28 protein-coding genes and 1 pseudogene are annotated in these 22,770 nt (G+C 69.7%); 14 read left to right on the forward strand and 15 right to left on the reverse strand.

The features are described 5' to 3' along the window. The first annotated feature begins 177 nt into the window (after positions 1 to 177). The 5 genes from ACFVW6_RS07640 (at position 178) to ACFVW6_RS07660 (ending at position 4,879) form a co-directional block, all read left to right on the forward strand. Positions 178 to 1,041, forward strand: coding sequence for a metal ABC transporter solute-binding protein, Zn/Mn family (locus ACFVW6_RS07640; protein ID WP_378825713.1), 864 nt, complete (start codon positions 178 to 180; stop codon positions 1,039 to 1,041). A 44-nt stretch (positions 1,042 to 1,085) separates the two neighbouring features. Beyond that, positions 1,086 to 1,898 carry a metal ABC transporter ATP-binding protein gene (locus ACFVW6_RS07645; RefSeq protein WP_378825711.1) on the forward strand — a complete coding sequence of 271 codons (813 nt, stop codon included), beginning with the start codon at positions 1,086 to 1,088 and terminating at the stop codon, positions 1,896 to 1,898. After that, complete coding sequence (locus ACFVW6_RS07650) at positions 1,898 to 2,764, forward strand: metal ABC transporter permease (RefSeq protein WP_357346204.1); 867 nt, start codon at positions 1,898 to 1,900, stop codon at positions 2,762 to 2,764. Before ACFVW6_RS07645 ends, ACFVW6_RS07650 begins: the two co-directional genes overlap by 1 nt. Before the next feature lie 63 nt (positions 2,765 to 2,827). Next, complete coding sequence (locus tag ACFVW6_RS07655) at positions 2,828 to 4,000, forward strand: acyl-CoA dehydrogenase (RefSeq protein ID WP_357346203.1); 1,173 nt, start codon at positions 2,828 to 2,830, stop codon at positions 3,998 to 4,000. Between the two features lie 78 nt (positions 4,001 to 4,078). After that, positions 4,079 to 4,879 (forward strand): enoyl-CoA hydratase/isomerase family protein, encoded by an 801-nt coding sequence (locus tag ACFVW6_RS07660; protein ID WP_378825149.1) that lies wholly within the window; start codon positions 4,079 to 4,081, stop codon positions 4,877 to 4,879. A 3-nt stretch (positions 4,880 to 4,882) separates the two neighbouring features. Here the strand turns inward: ACFVW6_RS07660 and ACFVW6_RS07665 are convergent, their stop codons facing one another. The 6 genes from ACFVW6_RS07665 to carD all read right to left on the reverse strand — a co-directional run bounded on the left by ACFVW6_RS07665 (position 4,883) and on the right by carD (position 9,419). Further along, a complete protein-coding gene (locus tag ACFVW6_RS07665) occupies positions 4,883 to 5,161 on the reverse strand; it encodes a DUF4190 domain-containing protein (RefSeq protein ID WP_355270743.1) in 279 nt (92 codons plus the stop codon). 50 nt (positions 5,162 to 5,211) lie between these two features. Next, complete coding sequence (gene rlmB, locus ACFVW6_RS07670) at positions 5,212 to 6,195, reverse strand: 23S rRNA (guanosine(2251)-2'-O)-methyltransferase RlmB (RefSeq protein ID WP_355270742.1); 984 nt, start codon at positions 6,193 to 6,195, stop codon at positions 5,212 to 5,214. Beyond that, on the reverse strand, positions 6,195 to 7,598 hold the full coding sequence (gene cysS / locus ACFVW6_RS07675) for a cysteine--tRNA ligase (protein WP_355270740.1): 1,404 nt from the start codon (positions 7,596 to 7,598) through the stop codon (positions 6,195 to 6,197). The genes rlmB and cysS overlap by 1 nt, the downstream gene beginning before the upstream one ends. Before the next feature lie 132 nt (positions 7,599 to 7,730). Further along, entirely contained in the window at positions 7,731 to 8,198 is a 468-nt protein-coding gene (gene ispF / locus ACFVW6_RS07680) for a 2-C-methyl-D-erythritol 2,4-cyclodiphosphate synthase (protein ID WP_280342920.1), read from the reverse strand. Further along, positions 8,195 to 8,929 carry a 2-C-methyl-D-erythritol 4-phosphate cytidylyltransferase gene (gene ispD / locus ACFVW6_RS07685; protein ID WP_378825144.1) on the reverse strand — a complete coding sequence of 245 codons (735 nt, stop codon included), beginning with the start codon at positions 8,927 to 8,929 and terminating at the stop codon, positions 8,195 to 8,197. The genes ispF and ispD overlap by 4 nt, the downstream gene beginning before the upstream one ends. 1 nt (position 8,930) lies before the next feature. After that, positions 8,931 to 9,419, reverse strand: coding sequence for an RNA polymerase-binding transcription factor CarD (gene carD / locus ACFVW6_RS07690; RefSeq protein ID WP_019044685.1), 489 nt, complete (start codon positions 9,417 to 9,419; stop codon positions 8,931 to 8,933). 352 nt (positions 9,420 to 9,771) lie between these two features. Here carD and ACFVW6_RS07695 point away from each other — a divergent pair, with 352 nt between their 5' ends. Both ACFVW6_RS07695 and radA read left to right on the forward strand, forming a co-directional pair. Continuing rightward, positions 9,772 to 10,512: a hypothetical protein gene (locus ACFVW6_RS07695; RefSeq protein WP_378825142.1), complete on the forward strand. Its 741-nt coding sequence runs from the start codon at positions 9,772 to 9,774 to the stop codon at positions 10,510 to 10,512. Positions 10,513 to 10,592: 80 nt separating this feature from the next. Next, entirely contained in the window at positions 10,593 to 11,993 is a 1,401-nt protein-coding gene (gene radA / locus ACFVW6_RS07700) for a DNA repair protein RadA (protein ID WP_378825140.1), read from the forward strand. Between the two features lie 155 nt (positions 11,994 to 12,148). Here radA and ACFVW6_RS07705 read toward each other — a convergent pair whose 3' ends face one another. Together ACFVW6_RS07705 and ACFVW6_RS07710 are read right to left on the reverse strand one after the other, a co-directional pair. Then, positions 12,149 to 12,829 (reverse strand): hypothetical protein, encoded by a 681-nt coding sequence (locus tag ACFVW6_RS07705; protein WP_378825138.1) that lies wholly within the window; start codon positions 12,827 to 12,829, stop codon positions 12,149 to 12,151. Positions 12,830 to 12,910: 81 nt separating this feature from the next. Beyond that, positions 12,911 to 13,534, reverse strand: coding sequence for a carbonic anhydrase (locus tag ACFVW6_RS07710; RefSeq protein ID WP_355270729.1), 624 nt, complete (start codon positions 13,532 to 13,534; stop codon positions 12,911 to 12,913). 90 nt (positions 13,535 to 13,624) lie between these two features. Between ACFVW6_RS07710 and ACFVW6_RS07715 the strand changes: the two genes are divergently transcribed. Beyond that, positions 13,625 to 14,503, forward strand: coding sequence for an A/G-specific adenine glycosylase (locus ACFVW6_RS07715; RefSeq protein WP_378825136.1), 879 nt, complete (start codon positions 13,625 to 13,627; stop codon positions 14,501 to 14,503). Positions 14,504 to 14,551: 48 nt separating this feature from the next. On the opposite strand, the gene ACFVW6_RS07720 is transcribed toward ACFVW6_RS07715, so the two are convergent. Continuing rightward, on the reverse strand, positions 14,552 to 15,295 hold the full coding sequence (locus ACFVW6_RS07720) for an alpha/beta fold hydrolase (RefSeq protein ID WP_378825133.1): 744 nt from the start codon (positions 15,293 to 15,295) through the stop codon (positions 14,552 to 14,554). Between the two features lie 55 nt (positions 15,296 to 15,350). Here ACFVW6_RS07720 and ACFVW6_RS07725 point away from each other — a divergent pair, with 55 nt between their 5' ends. From ACFVW6_RS07725 to ACFVW6_RS07735, 3 genes are all read left to right on the forward strand, one after another. Beyond that, positions 15,351 to 15,674 (forward strand): antibiotic biosynthesis monooxygenase, encoded by a 324-nt coding sequence (locus ACFVW6_RS07725; RefSeq protein ID WP_355270725.1) that lies wholly within the window; start codon positions 15,351 to 15,353, stop codon positions 15,672 to 15,674. 225 nt (positions 15,675 to 15,899) lie between these two features. Then, positions 15,900 to 16,100, forward strand: coding sequence for a CbtB-domain containing protein (locus ACFVW6_RS07730; protein WP_355270724.1), 201 nt, complete (start codon positions 15,900 to 15,902; stop codon positions 16,098 to 16,100). Continuing rightward, positions 16,091 to 16,870: a CbtA family protein gene (locus tag ACFVW6_RS07735; RefSeq protein ID WP_378825130.1), complete on the forward strand. Its 780-nt coding sequence runs from the start codon at positions 16,091 to 16,093 to the stop codon at positions 16,868 to 16,870. Before ACFVW6_RS07730 ends, ACFVW6_RS07735 begins: the two co-directional genes overlap by 10 nt. 185 nt (positions 16,871 to 17,055) lie before the next feature. On the opposite strand, the pseudogene ACFVW6_RS07740 reads toward ACFVW6_RS07735, so the two are convergent. After that, positions 17,056 to 18,132, reverse strand: a pseudogene (locus ACFVW6_RS07740) (RNA-guided endonuclease InsQ/TnpB family protein); the annotation flags it as partial. 79 nt (positions 18,133 to 18,211) lie between these two features. On the opposite strand from ACFVW6_RS07740, the gene ACFVW6_RS07745 reads away from it, so the two are divergent. Continuing rightward, positions 18,212 to 18,670, forward strand: coding sequence for a hypothetical protein (locus ACFVW6_RS07745; RefSeq protein ID WP_378825128.1), 459 nt, complete (start codon positions 18,212 to 18,214; stop codon positions 18,668 to 18,670). Positions 18,671 to 18,685: 15 nt separating this feature from the next. Here ACFVW6_RS07745 and ACFVW6_RS07750 read toward each other — a convergent pair whose 3' ends face one another. The 4 genes from ACFVW6_RS07750 to ACFVW6_RS07765 all read right to left on the reverse strand — a co-directional run bounded on the left by ACFVW6_RS07750 (position 18,686) and on the right by ACFVW6_RS07765 (position 20,679). Next, positions 18,686 to 19,123 (reverse strand): OsmC family peroxiredoxin, encoded by a 438-nt coding sequence (locus ACFVW6_RS07750; RefSeq protein ID WP_355270719.1) that lies wholly within the window; start codon positions 19,121 to 19,123, stop codon positions 18,686 to 18,688. 83 nt (positions 19,124 to 19,206) lie between these two features. After that, positions 19,207 to 19,653 (reverse strand): SRPBCC domain-containing protein, encoded by a 447-nt coding sequence (locus ACFVW6_RS07755; protein ID WP_355270717.1) that lies wholly within the window; start codon positions 19,651 to 19,653, stop codon positions 19,207 to 19,209. 55 nt (positions 19,654 to 19,708) lie between these two features. After that, positions 19,709 to 20,029, reverse strand: a complete 321-nt coding sequence (locus ACFVW6_RS07760) for a multidrug efflux SMR transporter (RefSeq protein ID WP_355270715.1) — start codon at positions 20,027 to 20,029, stop codon at positions 19,709 to 19,711. After that, positions 20,026 to 20,679 (reverse strand): FMN-dependent NADH-azoreductase, encoded by a 654-nt coding sequence (locus ACFVW6_RS07765; protein ID WP_378825125.1) that lies wholly within the window; start codon positions 20,677 to 20,679, stop codon positions 20,026 to 20,028. Before ACFVW6_RS07765 ends, ACFVW6_RS07760 begins: the two co-directional genes overlap by 4 nt. 109 nt (positions 20,680 to 20,788) lie before the next feature. On the opposite strand from ACFVW6_RS07765, the gene ACFVW6_RS07770 reads away from it, so the two are divergent. Together ACFVW6_RS07770 and ACFVW6_RS07775 are read left to right on the forward strand one after the other, a co-directional pair. After that, positions 20,789 to 21,397 carry a TetR/AcrR family transcriptional regulator gene (locus ACFVW6_RS07770; protein ID WP_378825123.1) on the forward strand — a complete coding sequence of 203 codons (609 nt, stop codon included), beginning with the start codon at positions 20,789 to 20,791 and terminating at the stop codon, positions 21,395 to 21,397. 31 nt (positions 21,398 to 21,428) lie between these two features. After that, positions 21,429 to 21,911 carry a DUF4240 domain-containing protein gene (locus ACFVW6_RS07775; protein ID WP_378825121.1) on the forward strand — a complete coding sequence of 161 codons (483 nt, stop codon included), beginning with the start codon at positions 21,429 to 21,431 and terminating at the stop codon, positions 21,909 to 21,911. A gap of 3 nt (positions 21,912 to 21,914) precedes the next feature. Here ACFVW6_RS07775 and ACFVW6_RS07780 read toward each other — a convergent pair whose 3' ends face one another. Beyond that, the gene (locus ACFVW6_RS07780; protein WP_378825119.1) at positions 21,915 to 22,766 is read right to left on the reverse strand and encodes an ABC transporter permease; all 852 of its coding nucleotides are present in this window, start codon (positions 22,764 to 22,766) and stop codon (positions 21,915 to 21,917) included. Positions 22,767 to 22,770: the final 4 nt, after the last annotated feature.

Below are 22,770 nucleotides of genomic sequence, written 5' to 3' on the forward strand. Positions count from 1 at the left end.
CGGATCACCGCCAAAGCCGGGCTCGAACTCCGAGCCCGGCTTTTCCGTGTGGTTCGTACCGGGTACTCGTTCCTGCTAAAGTAAAACGGTAACGATTTCCATTATGATCTAGGGCACAGCTCGCCGTGCCTGATCGAGCACGGCCAGGAGTACCGCGTGAACAGTCGATTCGCCCGCATGTGTGCCGGTCTCACGGCGGGAGTGGCGGCCGCGGTCGTGCTCACGGCCTGCGGGGGCAGCTCGAAGGACAGCGACGGTCTCTCGATCGTGGCCTCCACCAATGTGTGGGGCTCCATCGCGACGGCGGTCGCCGGGCCGGACGTGCAGGTCACCTCGATCATCAGCGATCCCGCGGCCGACCCGCACTCGTTCGAGACCTCGGCGACCGACACCGCCAAGATCAGCGACGCCGATCTGGTGGTGTTCAACGGCGGGCACTACGACGAGTTCATCGAGAAGGCCATCTCCGGCAAGAACAAGCGGACCGTCGACGCGTTCGAGCAGCGCACCGACAAGAGCGACGACAACGAGCACGTCTGGTACGACGTCACCACCGTCGCCGCGGTCGCCGACCGGATCGCCGCCCAGCTCGGCGAGGTCGACACCGCCAACGCCGCCGCCTACACCGAGCGTGCGACCGCCTTCAAGAACCAGCTGATCGGCGTCAGCACCATCACCGGCACCATCGCCACCCAGCACCCGAACGCGCCGGTCGCCCAGTCCGAGCCGCTCGCGCACTACCTGCTGCTGGCCGCGACCGCGCAGGACAAGACCCCGCACGAGTTCCAGGAAGCGATCGAGCAGGAGACCGACCCGGCACCCGCCGCCGTCGCCGCCACCCGCGACCTGATCACCGGCAAGCAGGTCAAGGCGCTGATCTACAACACCCAGACCCAGGACAAGATCACCCAGGACCTGCGGGCCGCCGCCCAGAGCTCGGGAGTCAACGTCGTCGAGGTCACCGAAACCCTGCCCGCCGGGGTCGATTACATCCAGTGGCAGACCGCGAACGCCAAGGCGCTCGCCGCGGCGCTGCGCTGATCGCCGTGTCCACGACCGAGGGAGCGGCCCCGCCCGCCGCGCCGATCGCCCCCGCCGACCCCGTCGGCGGGGCCATCCGGCTGCGCGGGGCGAGCCTGTCCTTCGGCGAACGCACCCTGTGGCGCGATCTCGATCTCGATGTGGCGCCAGGGGAATTCATCGCCGTCCTCGGCCCCAACGGCTCCGGCAAGACCTCGCTGCTGCGGGTCCTGCTCGGCCTGCTGGAGCTGGGCTCGGGCACCGCGGAGGTCGCGGGGGCGCCGGCCGGGGTCGGCAATCCGGGCATCGGCTATGTGCCGCAACAGAAGACGATCGATGCCGGGGTGCAATTGCGCGGCCTCGATCTGGTCGGGCTCGGCGTCGACGGGCACCGGTGGGGACTCGGCTGGCGTGGCCGCCGGGAGCGGGCGCGCAAGGTCGAGGCCGCTGTGGCCGCGGTCGGCGCGCAGCGATTCGCGCACGCCCCGCTGGACACCCTCTCCGGCGGCGAGCAGCAGCGGCTGCGGGTCGCGCAGGCGCTCGTCGGCGACCCGGCGGTGCTGCTCTGCGACGAACCGCTGCTCAGCCTGGACCTGGCCAATCAGCGGCTGGTCGCCGAACTCGTCGACAAGCGCCGCCGCGAACACGACACGGCCGTGCTGTTCGTGACCCACGAGATCAACCCGATCCTGCCGATGGTCGACCGGGTGCTCTACCTGGTCGACGGCGAATTCCGGATCGGCACCCCCGACGAGGTGATGACCTCGGCGACGCTCTCGGAGCTCTACGGCACCGAGGTCGAGGTGCTGCGGGTGCGGGACCGGCTCGTCGTCGTCGGCACCGGCGACGACATGGACGCGCTCGGCGGTACCGCCTGATGGACAAGCTGAACAAGGTGCTGCACCAGATGTTCGACCTCGGCACCACCGCCGACCTGCTCACCTACGACTTCGTCCAGCAGGCGCTGCTCGCCAGCGCGCTGCTCGGGCTGCTCGCCGGACTGATCGGGCCGCTGATCGTCAGCAGGCAGATGTCGTTCGCCGTGCACGGCACCAGCGAGCTCTCGCTGACCGGCGCGTCGGCGGCGCTGCTCGCCGGTGTCGGCGTCGGGATCGGCGCGATCGCCGGATCGGTGGTCGCCGCCGTCCTGTTCGGCTGGCTCGGTTCCCGTGCGCGGGAACGTGATTCGGTGATCGCGGTGGTGCTCTCATTCGGTCTCGGCCTGTCCGTGTTGTTCCTGTGGCTGGCACCGGACCGGGCCGGCTCGAAGTTCTCGCTGCTCACCGGCCAGGTCGCCAGCGTCGGCTACGACGGGCTCGCGCTGCTGGTCACCTGCACCGCGGCCGTGCTCGCCGTGCTCGCGGTGATCTACCGGCCGCTGCTGTTCGCCAGCTCCGACCCCGAGGTCGCGGTGGCGCGCGGGGTGCCGGTGCGGGCGCTGTCGGTGGTGTTCGCGGTGCTGCTCGGCATCACCGCCGCCTTCGGCGTGCAGATCGTCGGCGCGCTGCTGGTGCTGGCGCTGCTGATCACCCCGGCCGCCGCGGCGGCGCAGCTGACCGCGAGCCCGCTGCGGGCGACGGTGCTGTCGGTGGTCTTCGCCGAGGTCGCGGCGGTGGGCGGACTGCTGTTGTCGCTGGCGCCCGGGGTGCCGGTGTCGACGTTCGTCACCGGAATCTCGTTCACCATCTATCTGGTGTGCCGGTTCGTCGGCCACCGCAATCGGCGGCTGGCCACCGCGCGCTGAAATTTGGTGCCACTTGGGGCCGAAATTGCCCGAACCGGGGCGCGGGCGAGCAGACTACACAGCATGATCGACTTCGCCGTCCCGGAAGATCTGGCCGCCCTGCGGGATCGAGTTCGCGCCTTCGTCGCCGAACAGATCGTGCCGTTCGAACGCGATCCGCGCCTCACCGCGCACGGTCCGACCGACGACCTGCGCGCCGAACTCGTCGACCTGGCCAGGGCCGAGAAGCTGCTGACCGTCCAGGCCCCGGTCGAATACGGCGGGCTCGGCCTGTCCCATGTCGAGCAGGCGGTGGTCTACGAGGCCGCGGGCTGGTCGACGCTCGGCCCGGTCGCGATGAACTGCGCCGCGCCCGACGAGGGCAATATGTTCCTGCTCGGCAAGGTCGCCGACCCGGACCAGGTGGACCGCTACCTGATGCCGATGATCCGCGGCGAACAGCGCTCGGTGTTCGCGATGACCGAACCCGACGGCGCCGGCTCCGACCCGGGTCAGCTGCGCACCGAAGCGGTATTCGACGGCGAGAACTTCGTGATCAACGGGCGCAAGTGGCTGATCACCGGCGCCGACGGCGCCAAGACCTGGATCATCATGGCCCGCCTCGCCGAGAACCCGCACCTGCCCGCCGGGCCGACGCTGTTCCTCGCCGACGGCGGCACCGAGGGCATCGTCATCGAGCGGATCATGAACACGATGGACCGCAACTACGTCGGCGGGCACGCCGTCGTGCGGTTCGAGAACCTGACCCTGCCGCCCTCGGCCGTGCTCGGCCGCACCGGGCAGGCCCTGCGCTACGCCCAGCTGCGGCTGGCGCCCGCCCGGCTCACGCACTGCATGCGCTGGCTCGGCGCGGCCGAACGGGCGCAGCACATCGCCGTCGAGTACGCGCGCACCCGCACCGCGTTCGGCAGGCCGATCGGCGAGCACGAGGGCGTGTCGTTCATGCTCGCCGACAACGAGGTGGCGCTGCACCAGTGCAGGCTGACCATCTGGCACAGCTGCTGGCTGATGGATCAGGGGCAGCAGGCCAGGCACGAGTCGTCGATGGCCAAGTCCTACGTCTCCGAGGAGCTGTTCAAGGTCACCGACCGCTGTGTGCAGGTGCTCGGCGGGATCGGGATCAGCGACGAGACGGTCGTGGAGATGCTGTTCCGGGACATGCGCGCGTTCCGCCTCTACGACGGCCCGACCGAGGTGCACAAGTACGCCATCGGCAAGCATCTGCTCCGCGAATGACCTCGGGCGCGGCAGGCCGGGCCACGCAAGCCACCGTCTCCGGCCGCTGACGCCCGCCCGCTAGTACCATTCGATCCCATGAGTTCGGAACTGCTCGTCGATGTCTCTGCCGGAGTCGCCGTGCTCACGCTCAACCGGCCGGCCCAGCAGAACGCCGTCACCCCGACGATGGCCGCCGAGCTCAGCGCGGCGCTGCGCCGCTGCGACAGCGAGGACTCGATTCGCGCCGTCGTGGTCACCGGCACCGCGCCCGCCTTCTGCGCGGGCGCGGATCTGTCCGCCCGGGTCAACGGCGAGGTGACGCTGGATCCGCCGCCGTGGCAGGTCCGCAAGCCGGTGATCGCTGCCGTCAACGGCCACGCGGTCGGGATCGGGCTGGCCCTGGCGCTGCAATGCGATCTGCGGTACTTCGCCCGCGACGCCGTCTACGGGCTCAGCCAGGTCCGCCGCGGCGTCCTCGCCGACGGCTACGCGCACTGGACCGTGCCGCGCCTGGCCGGGCTGGCCAACGCCGCCGACATCATGCTGACCGGACGCACCTTCGACGGCGACGAGGCCAAGTCGATGGGCCTGGCCAATGCCAGCCTGCCCGCGGGCGAGGTACTGCCCACCGCGATGGCGGTCGCCCACGACATCGCCAACGGGCCCGCTCCGCTGCCGGTCGCGCTGACCAAGCGACTGATCTGGGAGAGCCTCGGGATGACACCCGCCGTCGTCGGGCAGCTCGAATCCGAGCTCAACGCGCACGTCGCCAAGAGCATCGACGGCGGCGAGGCGATGGCCGCGTTCAAGGAGCGCCGTCAGCCCAAGTGGACCGGCAGCATCAGCGCGGAATGGCCGGCCTGGGACGCCCCCGAGGAGCGCCCCAGCCTGGACTGAGGGTCAGAAATTCCCGTTGCAGGAACCCGCGATGTAGAGCATCGCGAACAACACCATCAAGATGGTGCCGATGACGCCCGCGATGTACCCGATCAACACCTGGGAGCGCCCGGACAGGGCGCCGTAGGACGCGTCGATCTCGTTGAGGGCCCGCTTGCCGAGCACCCACGCGACCGGCCCGAAGATCCCGCAGCAGAACGGGCTGAGCAGCCCGAGCGTCAGGATCAGGTTGGCCTGCGGGTGCTCGACCGTCTCACCGATCGGCTGGTTGGGTATCGCCACGCATCGAATTCTACGGCGACAGAGCCGATTTGCCCGGAAACCGCGCGGGGTCAGCCCAGACGGCGCTGCCTGGCGATGTCGGCGAGGACCACACCGGCGGCGACCGAGGCGTTGAGCGACTCGACCGGACCGGCCATCGGGATGCTCAGGATCGAGTCGCAGTTCTCGCGCACCAGGCGCGAGAGACCCTTGCCCTCGGACCCGACGACGACCACCGTCGGCACGCTGCCGTCGAACTCGTCGAGCGGGGTGTCACCGCCGGCGTCGAGGCCGACGATCTGGAAGCCCTGGGACGCCCAGTCCTTCAGCGTGCGGGTCAGGTTGGTCGCCCTGGCGACGGGCAGGCGCGCCGCGGCGCCCGCGCTGGTCCGCCAGGCCACCGCGGTGACGCTGGCACTGCGCCGCTGCGGGATGACCACGCCCTGACCGCCGAACGCGGCGACCGAGCGGATGACCGCGCCGAGGTTGCGCGGATCGGAGATGTTGTCCAGCGCGACCAGCAGACCCGGCTCGCCGGAGGTCTTCACCCGGTCCATCAGGTCGTCCGGGTGGGCGTAGCGGTACGGCGGCACCTGCAGGGCGACGCCCTGGTGCAAACCGTTGGCGCTGAGCCGATCCAGATCGGTGCGCGGCACCTCGAGGATGGAGATCCCCATGTCGGCGGCGCGCTGCACGCTCTCGGAGAGGCGGTCGTCGTTCTCGGTGCCGACGGCCACGTAGAGCGCGGTGGCCGGCACGTCGGCACGCAGGCACTCGAGCACGGGGTTGCGGCCGAGCACCAGCTCGGGACCGTCGTCGGACTTGCGGCCGACCCGCGGCACCCCGGCCTTACCGGTCGGACGGGACTGCGCCGCTTTGGCTTTGGCGGCGGCTGCGGCGCGCTTGGCGGCGGGATGCTTGGTGCGCTCGGTGGCGGGCGGCGTCGCGCCCCTGCCCTCGAGGCCGCGGCGGCGCTTGCCGCCGGAACCGACGACGGCGCCCTTCTTGGTGCCGCCCTTCCTGATCGCTCCGCGTCGCTGTGAATTGCCTGCCATCAGTTCGCCTTTCCGCTAGCTGCGCCCAGCGACCATTCCGGCCCCTGCGGGGTGTCGGTGACCTCGATACCCGCCGCCACGAGCCGATCCCGTGCGGCATCGGCCTCTGCCCAGTTCTTCTCCGCTCGCGCGCTCGCCCGGCGATCCAGCTCGGAGCGGACCAGCACGTCGAGCGCCTCCAGCGCCGCCGAGTTGTCGGCCGGGGTGTACCAGTGCGGGTCGAGCGGGTCGACGCCGAGGATGCCGAGCATCGCGCGGACCTGACCGGCCAATTCGGCCGCGGTCTCCACGGTGCCCGCCTCCAGCGCGCGATTGCCCTCGTGCACCACGTGGTGAATTTCGGCCAGCGCCTTCGGAATCGCCAGATCGTCGTCGATCGCGGCGGCGAATCCGTCGGTCCATTTACCGATCGGGACCTCGCCGGCCCGGTCGAGCACGCGATGCACGAATGCCTCGATGCGCTGATACGAGGCGACCGCGTCGTCGAGCGCTTTGTCGGAGTATTCGAGCATCGAGCGGTAATGCGCGCTGCCCAGATAGAAACGCAATTCGACGGGTCGGACCCGGCTGAGCACATTCGGCACCGAGAGCACATTGCCGAGCGACTTCGACATCTTCTCCCCGCCCATCGTCACCCAGCCGTTGTGCAGCCAGTAACGCGCGAAACCGTCACCGGCCGCCTTGGACTGAGCGATCTCGTTCTCGTGGTGCGGGAAAATCAAATCCATGCCACCGCAGTGGATATCGAATTCGGGGCCGAGATAGAACTCGGCCATGGCCGAGCATTCCAGGTGCCAGCCGGGGCGGCCGGGGCCCCACGGCGAGGGCCAGCTCGGCTCGCCCGGCTTGGCCGACTTCCACAGCGTGAAATCGCGCGGGTCGCGCTTGCCGCGGGTCGGGGTCTCGCCCTGGTGCACGTCGTCGAGTTTGTGGCCTGACAGCTCGCCGTAGTTCGGCCAGCTCAGCACGTCGAAGTAGACGTCACCGTCGGCGGCGTAGGCGTGACCGCGCTCGATCAGGCGCTCCATCAGCCCGACCATCTGGGTGATGTGGCCGGTGGCGCGCGGCTCGGCCGAGGGCGGCAGCACGCCGAGCACCTCGTAGGCCGCGTCGAAGGCGCGCTCGTGCGTGGCGGCCCATTCCCACCACGGCCTGCCCGCCTCGGCGGCCTTGTTCAGGATCTTGTCGTCGATATCGGTGACATTGCGGATGAACCGGACGTCGTAGTCGTGCGCGAGCAGCCAGCGGCGCAGCACATCGAACGCGACGCCGCTGCGCACGTGCCCGATATGGGGCTGACCCTGCACGGTGGCCCCACACAGATACACCGAGGCACGGCCGGGGACCAGCGGGGTGAATTCCCGCAGGGTCCGCGTGTCGGTGTCAAAAAGGCGCAAGGTCACGGCATTCGATCCTAGTCGGTGGGATGGTGGTGGAGATGACCGGCCGGTTCGTGGCTCGCCGTGGTCGTACCCCGGCGAAAGGAAGCGGCGAGAAGGCGTGGTGCGGCAGGAAAATTTCGGGGCCCGTGCGGGCTACGAACACGCCGCGATCAGACAGGTGGCGATGGCCGCGATGCCTTCGCCGCGGCCGGTCAGCCCGAGACCGTCCGTGGTGGTGCCGGAAACGGAGACCGGCGCGTCGAGCAATTCGCCGAGCACTTTCTGCGCCTCGGCGCGGCGCGGCCCGATCTTCGGTCGATTGCCGATGACCTGCACCGCGGCGTTGACGACCGCGAAGCCCTCCTCGGCCAGCAGCCTGCGGACCTCGGTGAGCATGGCGGCGCCGGTGACCCCGGCCCATTCGGGACGGCCGACGCCGAAGACGGCGCCGACGTCGCCGAGGCCTGCGGCCGAGAGCAGCGCGTCGCAGAGCGCGTGCGCGGCGACGTCACCGTCGGAGTGCCCGGCGCAGCCGTCGGCGTCGGGGAACAGCAGACCGGCCATCCAGCAGGGACGACCTGGCTCGATGGGGTGCACATCGCTGCCGATGCCGACTCTCATCGCGCGACCGCCTGCGCGGCACGTGGTGCGTCGACGGCGTCCTGATCGGCGCGCAGGGCGTCGGCCAGGCGCAGGTCGAGCGGGGTGGTGATCTTGAAGGCGAGCGGGTCGCCCGCGACGGTGCGCACGGCGACGCCGAGGCGTTCGACCAGGCCCGCGTCGTCGGTCGCGCCGACCTCGGTGGCGTACGCCTCGCGCAGCAGATCGGCGGCGAAGCCCTGGGGAGTCTGGATGGCGCGCAGGTGGGCGCGATCGGGGGTGCCGGTGACGACGCCCGCGTCGTCGACCGATTTCACGGTGTCGACGACCGGCAGGGCGGGCACGACGGCGGGACTGCCCGCGTGCAGCTCGGCGGCCACCCGCGCGATCAGCTCCGGTGGAGTGAGCGCGCGAGCGGCGTCGTGCACGAGGTAGAACGCGGCGTCGGGCGCGGCCGCGATCCCGGCGCGCACCGAATCGGTGCGCTCGGCGCCGCCAACGACGACCTGCACCGGCACAGGGGGCATCGAACCGCCGGTCAGCGAGGAGGTTGACAGCAGAGCGGACGCGGCATCGACCAGCTCGGCGGGTACGACCACGACGACCCGGTGCACCGCACCGGACGCGATCAGCCCGTCGACGGCCAGCCGGACCATAGGTGTGCCGCCGACCGGGACGAACGCCTTCGGGGTGGATTCACCCAGGCGCACGCCACGACCGGCGGCAGGGACCAGTGCTACGACAGGTCGCACTCTAGGAAGCCGCGGCGAGGACCTCGTCGAGCAGCGATTCGGCCTTGCCGTCGTCGGTGCCCTCGGCGAGCGCGAGCTCACCGACGAGGATCTGGCGAGCCTTGGCCAGCATCCGCTTCTCACCGGCGGACAGGCCGCGATCCTGCTCGCGACGCCACAGGTCGCGCACGACCTCGGCCACCTTGTTCACATCGCCGGAGGCGAGCTTCTCGAGGTTGGCCTTGTAACGGCGGGACCAGTTGGTCGGCTCCTCCGTGTGTGGCGCGCGCAGCACCTGGAAGACGCGGTCGAGACCCTCCTGGCCGACGACGTCACGGACGCCGACATATTCGGCGTTCTCCGCGGGAACCCGAACGGTCAGGTCGCCTTGCGCGACCTTCAGGACCAGATACTCTTTCTGCACACCCTTGATGGTGCGGGTCTCGATTGCTTCGATCAGCGCCGCTCCGTGGTGGGGGTAAACGACGGTGTCTCCGACCTTAAAAATCATGTGTCCCGTGCCCCTTTCGATGTTCACAGTTTAACATGCGACTCGATAACGGCGCGATCAACTGTGCAGGTCAGGGCCACAACGAGGCCATCGTAGGGGTTGACAACGCGGAATTGGTGTGCATTGTGTTGCGCCAGAACGGGTTAACCACCAGCACAGCGAGCCGTATCCGCGCCCCACTCCCCCGGCACCGATCCGGCAACCCCGTCCGAGACACCGAACTGTTACTTCCGCGCCCGCGCGTCGCGAGCCCGGACGCCACGCGCGCGAAGCGAACTACTACGCTGCCTAGTTACTACCCTCCGATCCGCTGTGTGGACGGAGTGAGCCCGGTCGACATGGAGGACAAACCGTGACTGCCCTGAAAGCTGTGACCGCCCCGTCGGCGCGACGTCGCATGGCGACGGTTGCCGCGCTCGCCGCCGCCGCGGGTATCGCCCTGAGCGGCTGCAGTGCCGGCCAGCACACCCAGACCTCGTCGCAGGCCGCCGCGATCAACGGCAACCACGCGAACGTGGGCCCGATCTCGCTGCGCAACGTGCACATCATCTACCCGGCGTCCCCGGCGGAGCACGACAAGGGCGGCAAGGCGGTGATCGCGCTGTCGATCATCAACGGCAGCGAGACCGTCACCGACGAGCTGACCAGCGTCACCACCGACCTCGGCACCGTCAAGCTCACCGGCCCGGCGGGCGACCCCAAGTTCGTGCTGAAGCCGCAGCAGACCGTCGTCGCAGGCCCGGTGAAGGTCGCCGCCGCCGAGTCCGACGACCACCACGGCGCCACGCCGACCACCACGGCCGCGCCGACCACCTCCGCGGCCCCGACCACCTCCGCGGCCCCGACCACCTCCGCGGCGCCCACCACCTCCGCGGCCGGTCACGACGTGCCCTCGATCGACCCCGAGGCCAAGCCCGGCTCGATCGAGATCACCGGCCTGAGCAAGCAGATCTACCCCGGCCTGACCTACAACGTCACCTTCAACTTCAAGGACGCGGGCACCGTGCAGGTGTCGGTCCCGGTCGACGCCGCCGAGGTCGACCGCGTCGAGAACGAGAAGTCCGGCCCGGCCCCCGAGGGCGCCGGTCACTGAGACCAGGCCGAACAGAAAGCCGTCGCGGCGTGTCCGCGGCGGCTTTTCTTTTTGTCGGAGCCGGTCCGTAGGGTGCGCGTGTGGCCAAGACCAAAGCTGTCTTCCGGTGCACCGAGTGCTCGCACGAGGTGTCCAAATGGGTGGGTAAGTGCCCGGATTGCGGTGCCTGGGGAACGGTGAACGAGGTGGCCGTGTCCGCGGCCGCCGCGGCGCCGGGCAGGCGCGCGATGCTGCCGAGCACGGCGGCGGCACCGCTGTCGCAGATCGACGCCAAGATCACCCAGGCCCGCTCGACCGGGGTGAGCGAGCTGGACCGGGTGCTCGGCGGCGGCGTGGTGCCCGGATCGGTGGTGCTGCTCTCGGGTGAGCCCGGCGTCGGCAAGTCGACCCTGCTGCTCGAGGTCGCGCACCGCTGGGCCGCCCAGCGCAGCGAGACCTCGCTGTACGTGACCGCGGAGGAGTCGGCCGGGCAGGTGCGGCTGCGGGCCGATCGCACCGGCGCGGTGCACGACCGGGTGTACCTGGCCGCCGAATCGGACCTGTCGATCGTGCTCGGGCACGTGGAACAGGTGCGGCCGACACTGCTGGTGGTCGACTCGGTGCAGACCATGCTGGCGCCCGAGGTGGACGGCGTGATCGGCGGCGTCACCCAGGTGCGCGCGGTGACCGCGGCGCTGACCTCGCTGGCGAAGGCCAGCGGGATCGCGGTGCTGCTGGTCGGTCACGTCACCAAGGACGGCAATGTCGCCGGTCCGCGCACCCTCGAGCATCTGGTCGACGTGGTGCTGCAATTCGAGGGCGACAAGAACTCGACGCTGCGCATGATCCGCGGCATCAAGAATCGGTTCGGCAGCGCCGACGAGGTGGGCTGCTTCGAACTGCACGAAGACGGCATCGCCTGCGTCGACGACCCGTCGGGCCTGTTCCTGCACCACCGCACCGACACCGTCCCCGGCACCGCGGTGACCGTCGCGATGGACGGCAAACGCCCGCTGGTGGCGGAGGTGCAGGGGCTCACCGTCAAGACCGAGATCCCGCAGCCACGGCGCGCGGTGAGCGGCCTGGACTACAACCGCGTCGCCATGGTGCTGGCCGTCCTGCAGAGCCGTGGGCGGGTGTTCCTGGGCAAGCACGACGTGTACGCCGCCACCGTCGGCGGCATGCGCCTGAACGAGCCGACGGCCGACCTGGCCATCGCGCTGGCCATCGCCTCCGCCGAGGCCGATATCGCGCTGCCCGCGGGCTGGGTGATCCTGGGCGAGGTCGGGCTGGCGGGCGAGGTCCGCAAGGTCACCGGGCTGTCGCGGCGCCTGGCCGAGGCCGAGCGACTCGGCTTCACCACCGCGCTGGTACCGCCCGGATCGGAGAAAACCAAGATCGGTTCGATGCGTATCCACGAGGTCGGCGATCTGCGCTCGGCGCTGCGATTGGCCGAACTCCGCAAATCACGCGCAGCCAGGGAGCCCGTCCCCGTGGAATAACTCCGGCAAACCCGGGATATCGCCGATATCGGCCATTCCCGTGGCAACGACCATTGACATAGTCACCGATCATGCGAAGCCTGCAAATCCACCCGAGTTGAACATGTGACTTATAGCGCACCCGCACAATGCCGGGTGCGCGCGGGCGTCCGCGGCTAGGTCGCGAGGTTGAACGGCTCGGCGGCGCTGCGCACAGCGCCGAGCTGGGCCACCACCATGTAGGCCCCGGCGGGCACCTGTAGCCGATCGCCAGCGCAGTTCGGCTGCGAGGTGGTCCCGAACCAGCTGCCCTTGTAGGACAGCTGCTCACCGGCCTTGAGCGTCTTCACTTCCGGCGGTCCATCCGGGTTGCAGTCGTTGCTCGCCCACAGCCGACGCTGCCCGTCGAGCGTGTAGACCAGGAACTGCGGGCCGGGACCGAGATCGCGCGAACACGGCGCGGAGGAGATATTGGTGATGACGGTGCCGAATCCGGGCTGATCGCCCACCCGGTACGTCGGCTGGCCGACGGTCACCTTCAACGCCAGCGACTGATCACTGCACGGCTGCGCCGCGGGCTGATCCGTCGGCGAACTGCTCGCCGCGGCACTCGAGGTCGCGGCGGCGCTGCTCGCGGTCGCACTGCTCGACTCCGCGGCACTGCTGGTCGACGCCGCACTGCTCGCCGGAGCGGTGGTCGACGTGGCCGCGGCATTGTCACCGGACGAGTCACCACCACGCGCCACCATGGTGACGAGCCAGATCACGATCGCGAGCGCGACGACGATGACGCCGATGGCGAGTGCGCGGCGACGCCAGTAGATCTCCGGTGGCAGCGGTCCATTCGGTTCCAGCACGCCTCAACGGTAAGCGCACCGCGCGGACCCGCGCTCGATGACCTCGGCGTGTCGGGGGTCGAACCGGGACGATCGCCCGGTTCAGACCACCTCGCCGATGTTCCCGACGACGCGACGCAGGTGCACGCGCCCGTCCTCGAGTTTGTAGGTGACGCTCGCGATCGCGCACTGACCGGTGGCGACGCGCTGGGAGATGATCATCGACCGCTGCATGAGCAGCCTGCTGGTCTCCACGACGTGGCGCGCCTCGAACTCATCGATCGAGCTGAGGCCCTCGCGACGGCCGACCAGGATCGACGGCGTCACGCGCTCGACCACGCTGCGGATGAATCCGCCGGGGACCTCGCCGCCGTCGAGCGCGTCGATGGTGGCCTTCACCGCGCCGCAGCTGTCGTGCCCGAGGACGACGATCAGCGGCACGTTGAGCACCTCGACGCCGTACTCGATCGAGCCGAGCACCGAGCTGTCCACCACGTGACCCGCGGTCCGCACGACGAACATGTCGCCGAGGCCCTGATCGAAGATCAGTTCCGCGGCCACCCGGGAGTCACCGCAGCCGAACAGGATCGCGTGCGGATGCTGGCCGCTGACGAGCTTGGCTCGGTCGGCGGCGCCCTGGCTAGGATGCAGCAGGGTGCCGTTGACGAAGCGCTCATTGCCTTCGCGCAGCGACTTCCAGGCGCTTATCGGATTGGAACCAGGCATACCGACCATTGTGCACAGACCTGTGGTTACCAGCGAGTCCGCCGCGTTACGCGTCGGCAAAGATGGCCTGGCTGAGGCGGAACGGGAACAGTGAGTATCGACGCGGAAGTGCTGCTGGATTGGTTCACCGAGACGGCACGTGACCTGCCGTGGCGCAGGCCGGAAGCGACCGCGTGGCACATCCTGATGAGCGAGATCATGTTGCAGCAGACCCCGGTGGTGCGGGTCGAGCCGATCTGGCGGGAGTGGGTGGCGCGGTGGCCGGTGCCCTCGGCGATGGCCGCGTCCTCGCAGGCCGAGGTGCTGCGCGCCTGGGGCAAGCTCGGCTATCCGCGCCGGGCGCTGCGGCTGCACGAGTGCGCGCGGGTGCTGGCCACCGAGCACGGCGACGTGGTGCCGACCGACGTCGACGTGCTGCTGAGCCTGCCCGGCATCGGTGACTACACCGCCCGCGCGGTGGCCTGTTTCGCCTACGGCCAGCGCGTCCCGGTGGTCGACACCAATGTCCGCCGGGTCGTCGCGCGGGCGGTGCACGGACGCGAGCCGGGCAATCCGTCCTCGCGCGACCTCGCCGAAACCGCTGCCCTGCTCCCGATCTCGGTACCGCGCGCCGCGAAGTTCTCGGCGGCGCTGATGGAACTGGGCGCGCTGATCTGCACCGCCCGCAATCCCGACTGCGCGCGGTGCCCGTTGCCCGCGTGCGCGTGGGTCGACGCGGGCAAGCCCGCCGCCGAGGTGGTCCGCAAGGTGCAGAAGTACGAGGGCACCGATCGGCAGGCGCGCGGCAGGCTGCTCGATGTCCTGCGCGACGCGTCCGGCCCGGTCGAGCGGGTTCGCCTCGACCTCGCCTGGACCCGCGATCCCGGCCAGCGGGCGCGGGCCCTGGACTCGCTGCTGGTCGACGGGCTGATCGAGCAGACCGAGGACGGGCTGTTCGCACTGGCCGGTGAAGGCGGGGCGGCGGGCTAGTCACCGGGCTGCGCGCCCTCGCCCGGCCGAGCAGGACTGTCGGACTGGTCAGCCCAGCACGCGCCGCAGGAACCGGCCGACGTGGTCGCGATAGACCTCGGGCTGCTCGTCGTGCACCAGGTGCGCGGCCCCGGCGACGAGCGTGTACTCCGCGTCGGGGTGCACTTCGGCCATCGTGCGCATCTGCCCCGGCGGGGTGATGGTGTGCTCGCCCTCGATGAGCAGCACGGGGAGCTCCAGCGACTTCCATTCGGTCCAGAAGTCCCTGGTCCCCCACTCCTCGGAGATGGCGCGGAAGGTGTCGACCTCCCCGTGCAGCCGGTAGCCGTCGGGGCCCGCGGTGAAGGCGCGCAGGAAATACGTGCCCGCGACGGGCCCGAAGTAGTCGAGCACCGCCCGGTCGTCGGCGAACGGCTGCGGCCAGGATCCGATGAGCTCGGCCCAGTGCGCGGCGGTGCGGCCGGTGAAGTCGGGGGCGATGTCCTCCACCACGAGGGCGCGGACCCGCTCGGGATGGGTGGCGGCGAAGACCCAGCCGTGGATCGCGCCCATCGAGTGGCCGACGATCACCATCGGCTCGGTGATCGCCGCGGTGAGCTCGGCGAGATCGGCGACGAACGCCTCGGTGGTGAGCTCGGCGGGCGGCACGCGACCGTGCCCGGCGGCGTCGACGGTGTAGAGGTGGCCGTATTCGCGCAGCCACGGCAGCTGATCGGTCCAGGTGCGCGCGCTGCCCATCAGCCCGTGCAACAGCAGGATCGGGACGCCGGTCCCGCCTTCGTCGTACAACACCCTGCCGATTGTGCCCCAGACCGGGATGTTTCCCGCGCGGTCGTATTGTCGGCTCATGGCTGTTGTGAAGATCAATGCGATCGAGATCCCTGAAGGTGCCGGCCCGGAGCTGGAGAAGCGGTTCGCCGCCCGCGCGCACGCGGTGGAGAACTCCCCCGGTTTCCTCGGCTTCCAGCTGCTGCGCCCGGTGGCCGGCGACAACCGGTATTTCGTGGTGACGCAATGGGATTCGGAGGAATCCTTCGCCGCGTGGCGCGACGGTCCGGCCCGTGCGGCGCACGCCGGGAACGGTGGCGAGGGCGAGCGCCCGAAGCCGGTCTCGACCGGTGCGTCGCTGCTCGAGTTCGAGGTCGTCCTCGACGTCCCCGCGAAGGCCTGACGACGGCGTTTCCGCTGGACATGCGGATGCGCGTATTGACGTGGACGCCTCGTGACTGTCACAGTTCGAGGGAACATACGCGAGGGTGCGCGGTAATTCCGGTGAGATTCCGGAGCGGTCGCGCCACTGTATCCACGTACCGGGTCCCCGGTGCCGGAGAGCCAGACACCGGCACCTTCGCACCGCACTTCGACCATGGGACGCGTATCCCTGAGGAGGACCCGAATGGCTATCGCGCATTCACCCAGCCGGTCTGCCGGCCTGGACACCCTGGCAACCGTGCTCGTCACGGTCGGTGTCGTTCTGCTTGCACTGCTCGCCCTGTACCTGGTCGGTTTCGATCAGGGGGCCGTCTCGCGTAGCGGGATGTTCCTGCACGAGCTGATGCACGACGGACGTCACCTGCTGGGTGTTCCGTGCCACTGACCGGATCACTCAAAACCCTGCTGTTGCGTGGCCTGCTGGCCGGCTTGATCGCCGGCCTGCTGGCCGCCACAGTGGGCTATTTCGTCGGCGAGCCCCAGGTGGACGCCGCGATCGCCATCGAAGAAGCTGCCGCCGCTCCGGCGGATCATCCGCACGAGGCGGCCGAGCCCCAGGGCCATTCACACGGCGGCGAGGAAGAACCGCTGGTCAGCCGGACCGGTCAGAAGGCGGGTCAGTTCCTCGCCCTGGGCCTGGCCGGCATGGCGTTCGGCGCGTTGTTCGCCTCGGCCGTCAATATCGCCCGCCGGTTCACCACCCTGTCGGGGGTCGCGTTGTCGCTGGCCTCGGCGGGATTCGCGTGGGCCGCGATCGTCGCGGTGCCGTTCTTCAAGTACCCGGCCAACCCACCGGCGGTGGGCGATCCGGAGACGATCAACAACCGCACCTGGCTGTGGGTCGCGGCCGTCGTGCTCGGCCTGCTCGCCGTCGCGGCCTCGGTCGCCGCGTACCGGGCCTTGGCCGGACAGCTGGACACGCTCCGGCTGATCGCGGGCGTGCTCGCGTTCGTCCTGGTCACCACGGTCGGCTACGTGCTGTTGCCGGGCGTGAACGAGGTGGCCGACGACTTCCCGGCGACCCTGCTGTGGAACTTCCGGGTGGCCTCGCTGGCCGAGACCACCACATTGTGGGTCGCGCTGGGCCTGGCGTTCGCCGCGCTCACCGAATTCGCTTCGCGGCGTAGCACTCCGTTGGCACCCTCCCCGGCCTGAAGGCCAGGGATCCGTCCCGGCGCCGATCGGCGCCGTCGGCGGGTTCCTGTTTCACCACGCGGCGCCGGAACTGGTCTCGGACTTATCTGCGCTCCACAGGCGTTTCGTCTCTCCGCCTGCCCGGCGGCGAGAATGTTTCTGGCTGCGTTGATATCGCGGTCGTGGGTCATGCCGCACCGGCATGTCCACGACCGCACCGACAACGGCTTCTTCCCGTCGATCACTCCGCAGCCAGAGCAAAGCTGGGATGACGGAAAGTACCGGTCCACCTTCGCGAAGTATCGACCGTATCGGGTGGCTTTCTCAGCCAGCATGCGCGTGAACATCGCCCATCCGGCATCATGCACCGACTTCGCGACATGGGTCCGCGCCAGCCCTTTCACACACAGGTCCTCGACGTAGATCGCTTGGTTATCGCGGACTGTCGCCGTGGAATGCTTGTGCGCCCAATCTCTACGCGTGTCGGCCACCTTGGTGTAGGCCCTGGCCAGTCGAAGTCGAGACTTCGACCGATTAGAAGAACCTGTCTGCTTGCGCGACAGATTCCGGTGGGCCTTGCGCAGCTTGCGCTCAGCCTGACGCAGGAAATGCGGCGCCGCGATGGTCTTCCCGTTGGACATGACCGCGAACGTCGCCAAACCCAGGTCGATACCGACTTCCGAGCTGCGGGCAGCCAGCGGCTCGTTTGTTGCTTCAACAACAAAGGATGCAAAGTAGCGCCCCGCGCTGTCCTTGATCACGGTGACACTCGACGGCCGCGATGGCAGCTCCCTCGACCACTTCACCGGTACATCGCCGATCCTCGGCAGTCGCAGCTTGCCACCGGCGGTGACCGAAAATCGAGCGTTGCGAGTAAACCTGATCGTCTGCCGGGAGTCGCGACGAGACCGAAACCGGGGCGCACCGACCTTGGCTCCTTTGCGCTTCCCCGAAACAGACTGAAAGAAGTTGCGGTAGGCGGTGTTCAGATCCGCCAATGCCTGCTGGAGCACAACCGAAGACACTTCGGCCAGCCAGGCGCGCTCTGACGTCTTCTTCGCAGCCGTCAGCGCTCGTGACAGTTCCCCGTCCGAGATGCTTCCCATTCCGTTGCGCCGCGCCTGTTCCCTGGCCGCCAACGCATCGTTGAAAACAACTCTCGCGCAGCCGAATGCCTGAGCCAATGCCGACTCTTGCCTTGGCGTGGGGTAGAGCCGGAACTGGTACCGGAGCTGCACGCCGCGATGATACCCCCGCCGCATGACACGCCAGCGGACCCGCATAACTCACCCTCCGGTAGCGGGGCAGGTCGCTACCGCAGGGTGATCCTCGCGGGTATCAGTGGAAGGCAGTGTCGGTGTCATGACCGGCACTGCCTTTTCCGTTTCCGTTTCCGACGCCCGGCCGCGCGCGGTGAATGTCGCGTTCGGCGGTCTCGTGACCGCGCTCGCGGCCGGTGCCGCCGAGGGACTGCTGCGCGCGGTGCGCGGCGGGGGTGAGTTCGCGGCGACCGCGTCCGGGTTGCTGCCCCGGCTGGCCATCTATCTGGTCGTCGCGGCGGTGGGGATGTACATGGTGAACGGCAGCCGGGTCGCGCGGGCGCTGCTCACCGTCGGGATCGGCGTGGTCGGGTTGCTGTCGCTGATCATCGAGCCGCTGGCGGTGCTGCTGTCCACCGACGACTTCGGCGCGCTGTTCACCGGCCTGGCACCGTCGTCGGCGGTGCTGGCCGGGTGCCGCGCCGTCCACATCCTGGCCGTGGTCGTCGCGATCGCGGCCATGTACACGCCCGCGGCCCACCGCTGGTTCACCCAGCGATGAGCCGCGGCGGGGACATCAGATGATCTCGGCGTCCAGTTCGACCTCGGCGACACCGGCCAGCGCCTTGCTGATCGGGCAGCCGTTCTTGGCGGCGACGGCCGCGGCGTAGAAGCCCTCGGCGTCCAGGCCCGCGGCCACGGCGCGCACGGTCAGCTTGATCTTGCTGATCCGGAAGCCGCCCGCCGGGTCGGGGCCCAGCGTCACGTCGGCGGTGACGTCCAGGCTCTCCGGGGTGCCGCCCGCGTTGGCGATCTCGGCCGACAGCGCCATCGAGTAGCACGACGAATGCGCGGCGCCGATCAGCTCCTCCGGGCTGGTGCCCTCGGCGGTGTCGGCCACGCGGCGCGGGAAGGTCACATCGAACTTGCCAGCACCGGAGCTGACCAGTTCGACCTGCCCGGAACCGTCCTGCAGTCCGCCTGCCCAGAGGGTGCGTGCGCTACGAGTCGGCATGACAATCCTTTCGATTCGTTTGGGTGTTGCGTCCGATGACGAACCTACTCGGATCCCGGCCGCTCCCCGCCCGGGTTCGCCGTTCAGGCGACGGTGCCGGTGACCTCGTCCAGGCGTTCCAGCATCTCCGGCCAGACCTGCTGGTGCAGGTCACGGATGGCGGCGGTGGGGAACCCGGAGTGCCGCAACCGCAGCCGGATACCCCGGGGCTGCTTGAGGAATTCGGCCGCGACCACGGTCTCCACGCCGTCGGTGGCCGCGGTGACCCAGGTGAACTCGACCCGGCGGTCCTGTTCCAGCAGCAGGACGCGACCGTAGTGCGGGTTGCGCTTGTCGGCCGTGCCGGTGTCGAAGTAGAGGGGTTCGTTGACGCCGGGCCGCCCGAGCACCGATCCGGGCACGGCCAGCCACAGGTCCAGGCCCTGGGTCCAGGCCGCGTAGAGCAGGCTGGGCGAGGCTTTCATCACGCGCTCGACCGTGAGCTCGTGCGGTCGCGCAGACAGGTCCGGGGGGCGAACTGGCTGGTCCATCAGCCGACCTTACCGGCTCGGACCGGCCGTTCGCCGCATCGGGTGTGCGACAGCGTCACTCGGGATTGGTGACGCGGGCCAGCACGATCCCGCCGAGGATCAGCGCCAGCGCCAGCATCCGGCCCGCGCTGAGCGGGTCCTTGTGGACGAGCACGCCGAGGCTGATCGCGCCGAGCGCGCCGATGCCGGTGAACACCGCGTACGCGGTGCCGACGGGCAGGGTGTGCATGGCCCGGGAGAGCAGGTACACCGCGAGCGAGCCGAGGGCGACGCAGAGCAGGGTGGGACCGAGTTTGGTGAAGTTCTCGGTGGGCTTGATGGTCTGCGACCAGATGATCTCGACGAGGCCGGCGAGGCCGAGTACTACCCAGCTCATTTCACGTAATCCTTTGCGAGCAGGCGAACTTCGGTCAGCGCCGCGGCGAGCGAGGCCTCGTGCGCGTCGCGCAGGTGGGCCAGGTTCGGGTCCTGGACGGCGTTGGCGAGTTCGGCGTTGACGAACACGGTGTCGGTGACGGCGTAGTGCCCGGCGAAGAAGTCGCGCAGATAGCGCTCCTGATAGTCGAACGCGGCCTTGGGCGCGCCCGGCGAGTAGGCGCCGCCGCGCGCGCCGACCACCACGAACCGGCGCTCCCCCAACGACATCCGCGGGAAGGTGACCTGGTCGAGCCACGCCTTGAGGGTGGCGGGAATCGAGTAGTTGTACATCGGCGTGCCGATGAGGATCACGTCGGCGGCGAGGATCTGCGCGAGCAGCGGTTCGACGATCTCCCAAGCGACCTTGGCGGCGGGTGTCGCGGCCAGTTCCGGGAGCCGGTCGAGGTCGGTGCTGCCCGCGGCGAGGACGGCGTCGCAGAGTTCGGTCCAGCCCTCGTCGATGAACGGCACGGGGTCGACGGCCAGGTCGCGGTAGGTGTACTCGCCGTCCGGTTCCGCGGCGCGCCAGGAATCCACGAATTCCGCGCCGAGCCTGCGGCTGACCGACCGGGTGCGAGCGCTGGCGTCGAGGTGCAGCAGGTGTGTCATGGTCGAACCCTTCCAGAACTGGACATCATGTCCGCTTGTCGAGGACTCGACCATAGAACACAAGTGGACAGCTTGTCCACATATTCGTTTCTGGGCTACAGTCGAGGCCATGGAGCCTCGATCCGACCTGCTCACCGGTACCGCGCTGGACGCACCACAGCCCGCCGAGCGCACCGACGCGGCCCGCAACCGGGCCAAGGTGCTGGCCGCGGCGGCCGAACTCTTCGCCACCCGCGACCCGCGCACCGTCACCATGGACGACATCGCCAAGGCGGCGGGCGTCGGCCGCGGCACCCTCTACCGCCGCTACCCCGACCGCACCGCCATCGCCATCGCCCTGCTCGACGAGCACGAGCGAGCGTTGCAGGAACATCTCCTGCGTGGCGCTCCGCCACTGGGCCCCGGCGCGCCACCGGCCGAGCGGCTCGCGGCGTTCTACGCGGCGATGATCGAATTGCTTTCGGCCCACGCGCATCTGGTGCTCGGGGCGGAGACCGGCGGCGCCCGCTTCGCGACCGGCGCGTACGGGTTCTGGTCGGCGCACGTGCGCGCCCTGCTGGCCGACGCCGGTGTGGCCCAGCCGGATTCGCTGGTCGACACCGTCCTCGCGCCGCTGGCCGCCGAGGTCTACCTGCAGCAGCGCGAGCGCGGACTGTCGGCGGAGCAGATCATCCACGGGCTGACCCTGCTCGCCCACCGGCTGCTCGGCCGCGCCTGACCTGTCGGTCCCTGCCGCTACCGTCACGCGGGTGACGACACTTCCGACCGACACCGAAGCCGCCCGATTCTGGGATCTGATCGAAACCGCCTGGGAGCGCACCGGTTCGGCCGCCGCCCGCCGGACACTGCTCGACGGCGACTTCGACTACGACCTGCTCGGCCGGTTCATCGATGCCCTGCGCTCGGTGAGCACCGATTTCACCAGCGCCGAGCTGACCGCGCTGGATCGCGTCGTCGAGCGGGCGCTCTACGAGATCGACCGCGCCGACATCCAGGAGATCACCGACGGCTCCGACGACGGTTTCCTCTACGCCCGCGGCTTCATCGTCGCGATGGGCCGCGAGCACTACGACGCCGTGCGCGCCGATCCGACGGCCGCGGTGCCGGACGCCGAGTGCGAGGAGCTCTGCTATTTCTTCGCCCACCTGCACGACAAGCTCTACGGCGGGTTCCCCGAGACGGGTTCGGGCATCTCCAGGGAGAGCGCCTCGAACCCGGCCGGGTGGCACTGAGCGTCAGGTCAGATCGCGGCGCGTCATCAGCCCGATCGTGCCGCCCGCAAAGACCAGCACATACGCACCGAGCAGGGCCAGCGACTCGCCTCGGCTGAGAATGTCGAGCACACCCGGGGTGGCCGGGCCGCCGACGGTGCGCATCGCGCCCGCCAGCGACCCAGCGGCGGTGCCGGGCAGCAGGTCGGTGACGGCCTCGATCGGGCCGAAGATGCCCGACACCCCGCGCAGCAGGTTCTCCACGACGAGCACCCAGATCAGCCCGAGGCCGACGGCGAGCGCGGGCCCACGGGCGATGGCGCCGATGAGAGCGCCCGCCAGCGTCCACATGCCGAGGATGGCCGCGCCGGAACCGAGGCCGAGCACGGTTCGGGTCAGCGACGGCAACACGAGCGGCTGCCCCTCGCTCACCGCGATGAGCGAGGCGACGCCGAGGTCGACGGCGAACGCCACGCAGACCAGCGCCACCACCACGACCAGCAGGCTCGCCAGCAGCCCGCCGACGGCCGCCGGACGGCTCGGACCCTGCGTGAACACGGTTTTCCAGGTACCCCAGCCGTAGCCGCTGCCCACCGCGAGCGCACCGAGGACCAGCATCAACGCGCCACCGAACATCGCCATGCCCTGGGTGAAGACCTCGGGGACGGCGGCGGGCAGGAGCTGGCCGAGCAGCACATCGCGGGGCAGCCCGTCGGACATGGCGCCACTCTCGCCCGAGGTGTAGGCGAGGTAGTTGAACAGGTAGGCGAAGGTCAGGTTCAGCAGGATCCAGACGCCGAGGACGATCCAGAACGCGGGCCAGCGACCCAGCCGCACCGACTCCGCGCGCATGCTCGCCCACAGATCCCTTGTCATACCG

The organism is Nocardia sp. NPDC058244 (assembly GCF_042882065.1).
GTDB lineage: Bacteria > Actinomycetota > Actinomycetes > Mycobacteriales > Mycobacteriaceae > Nocardia.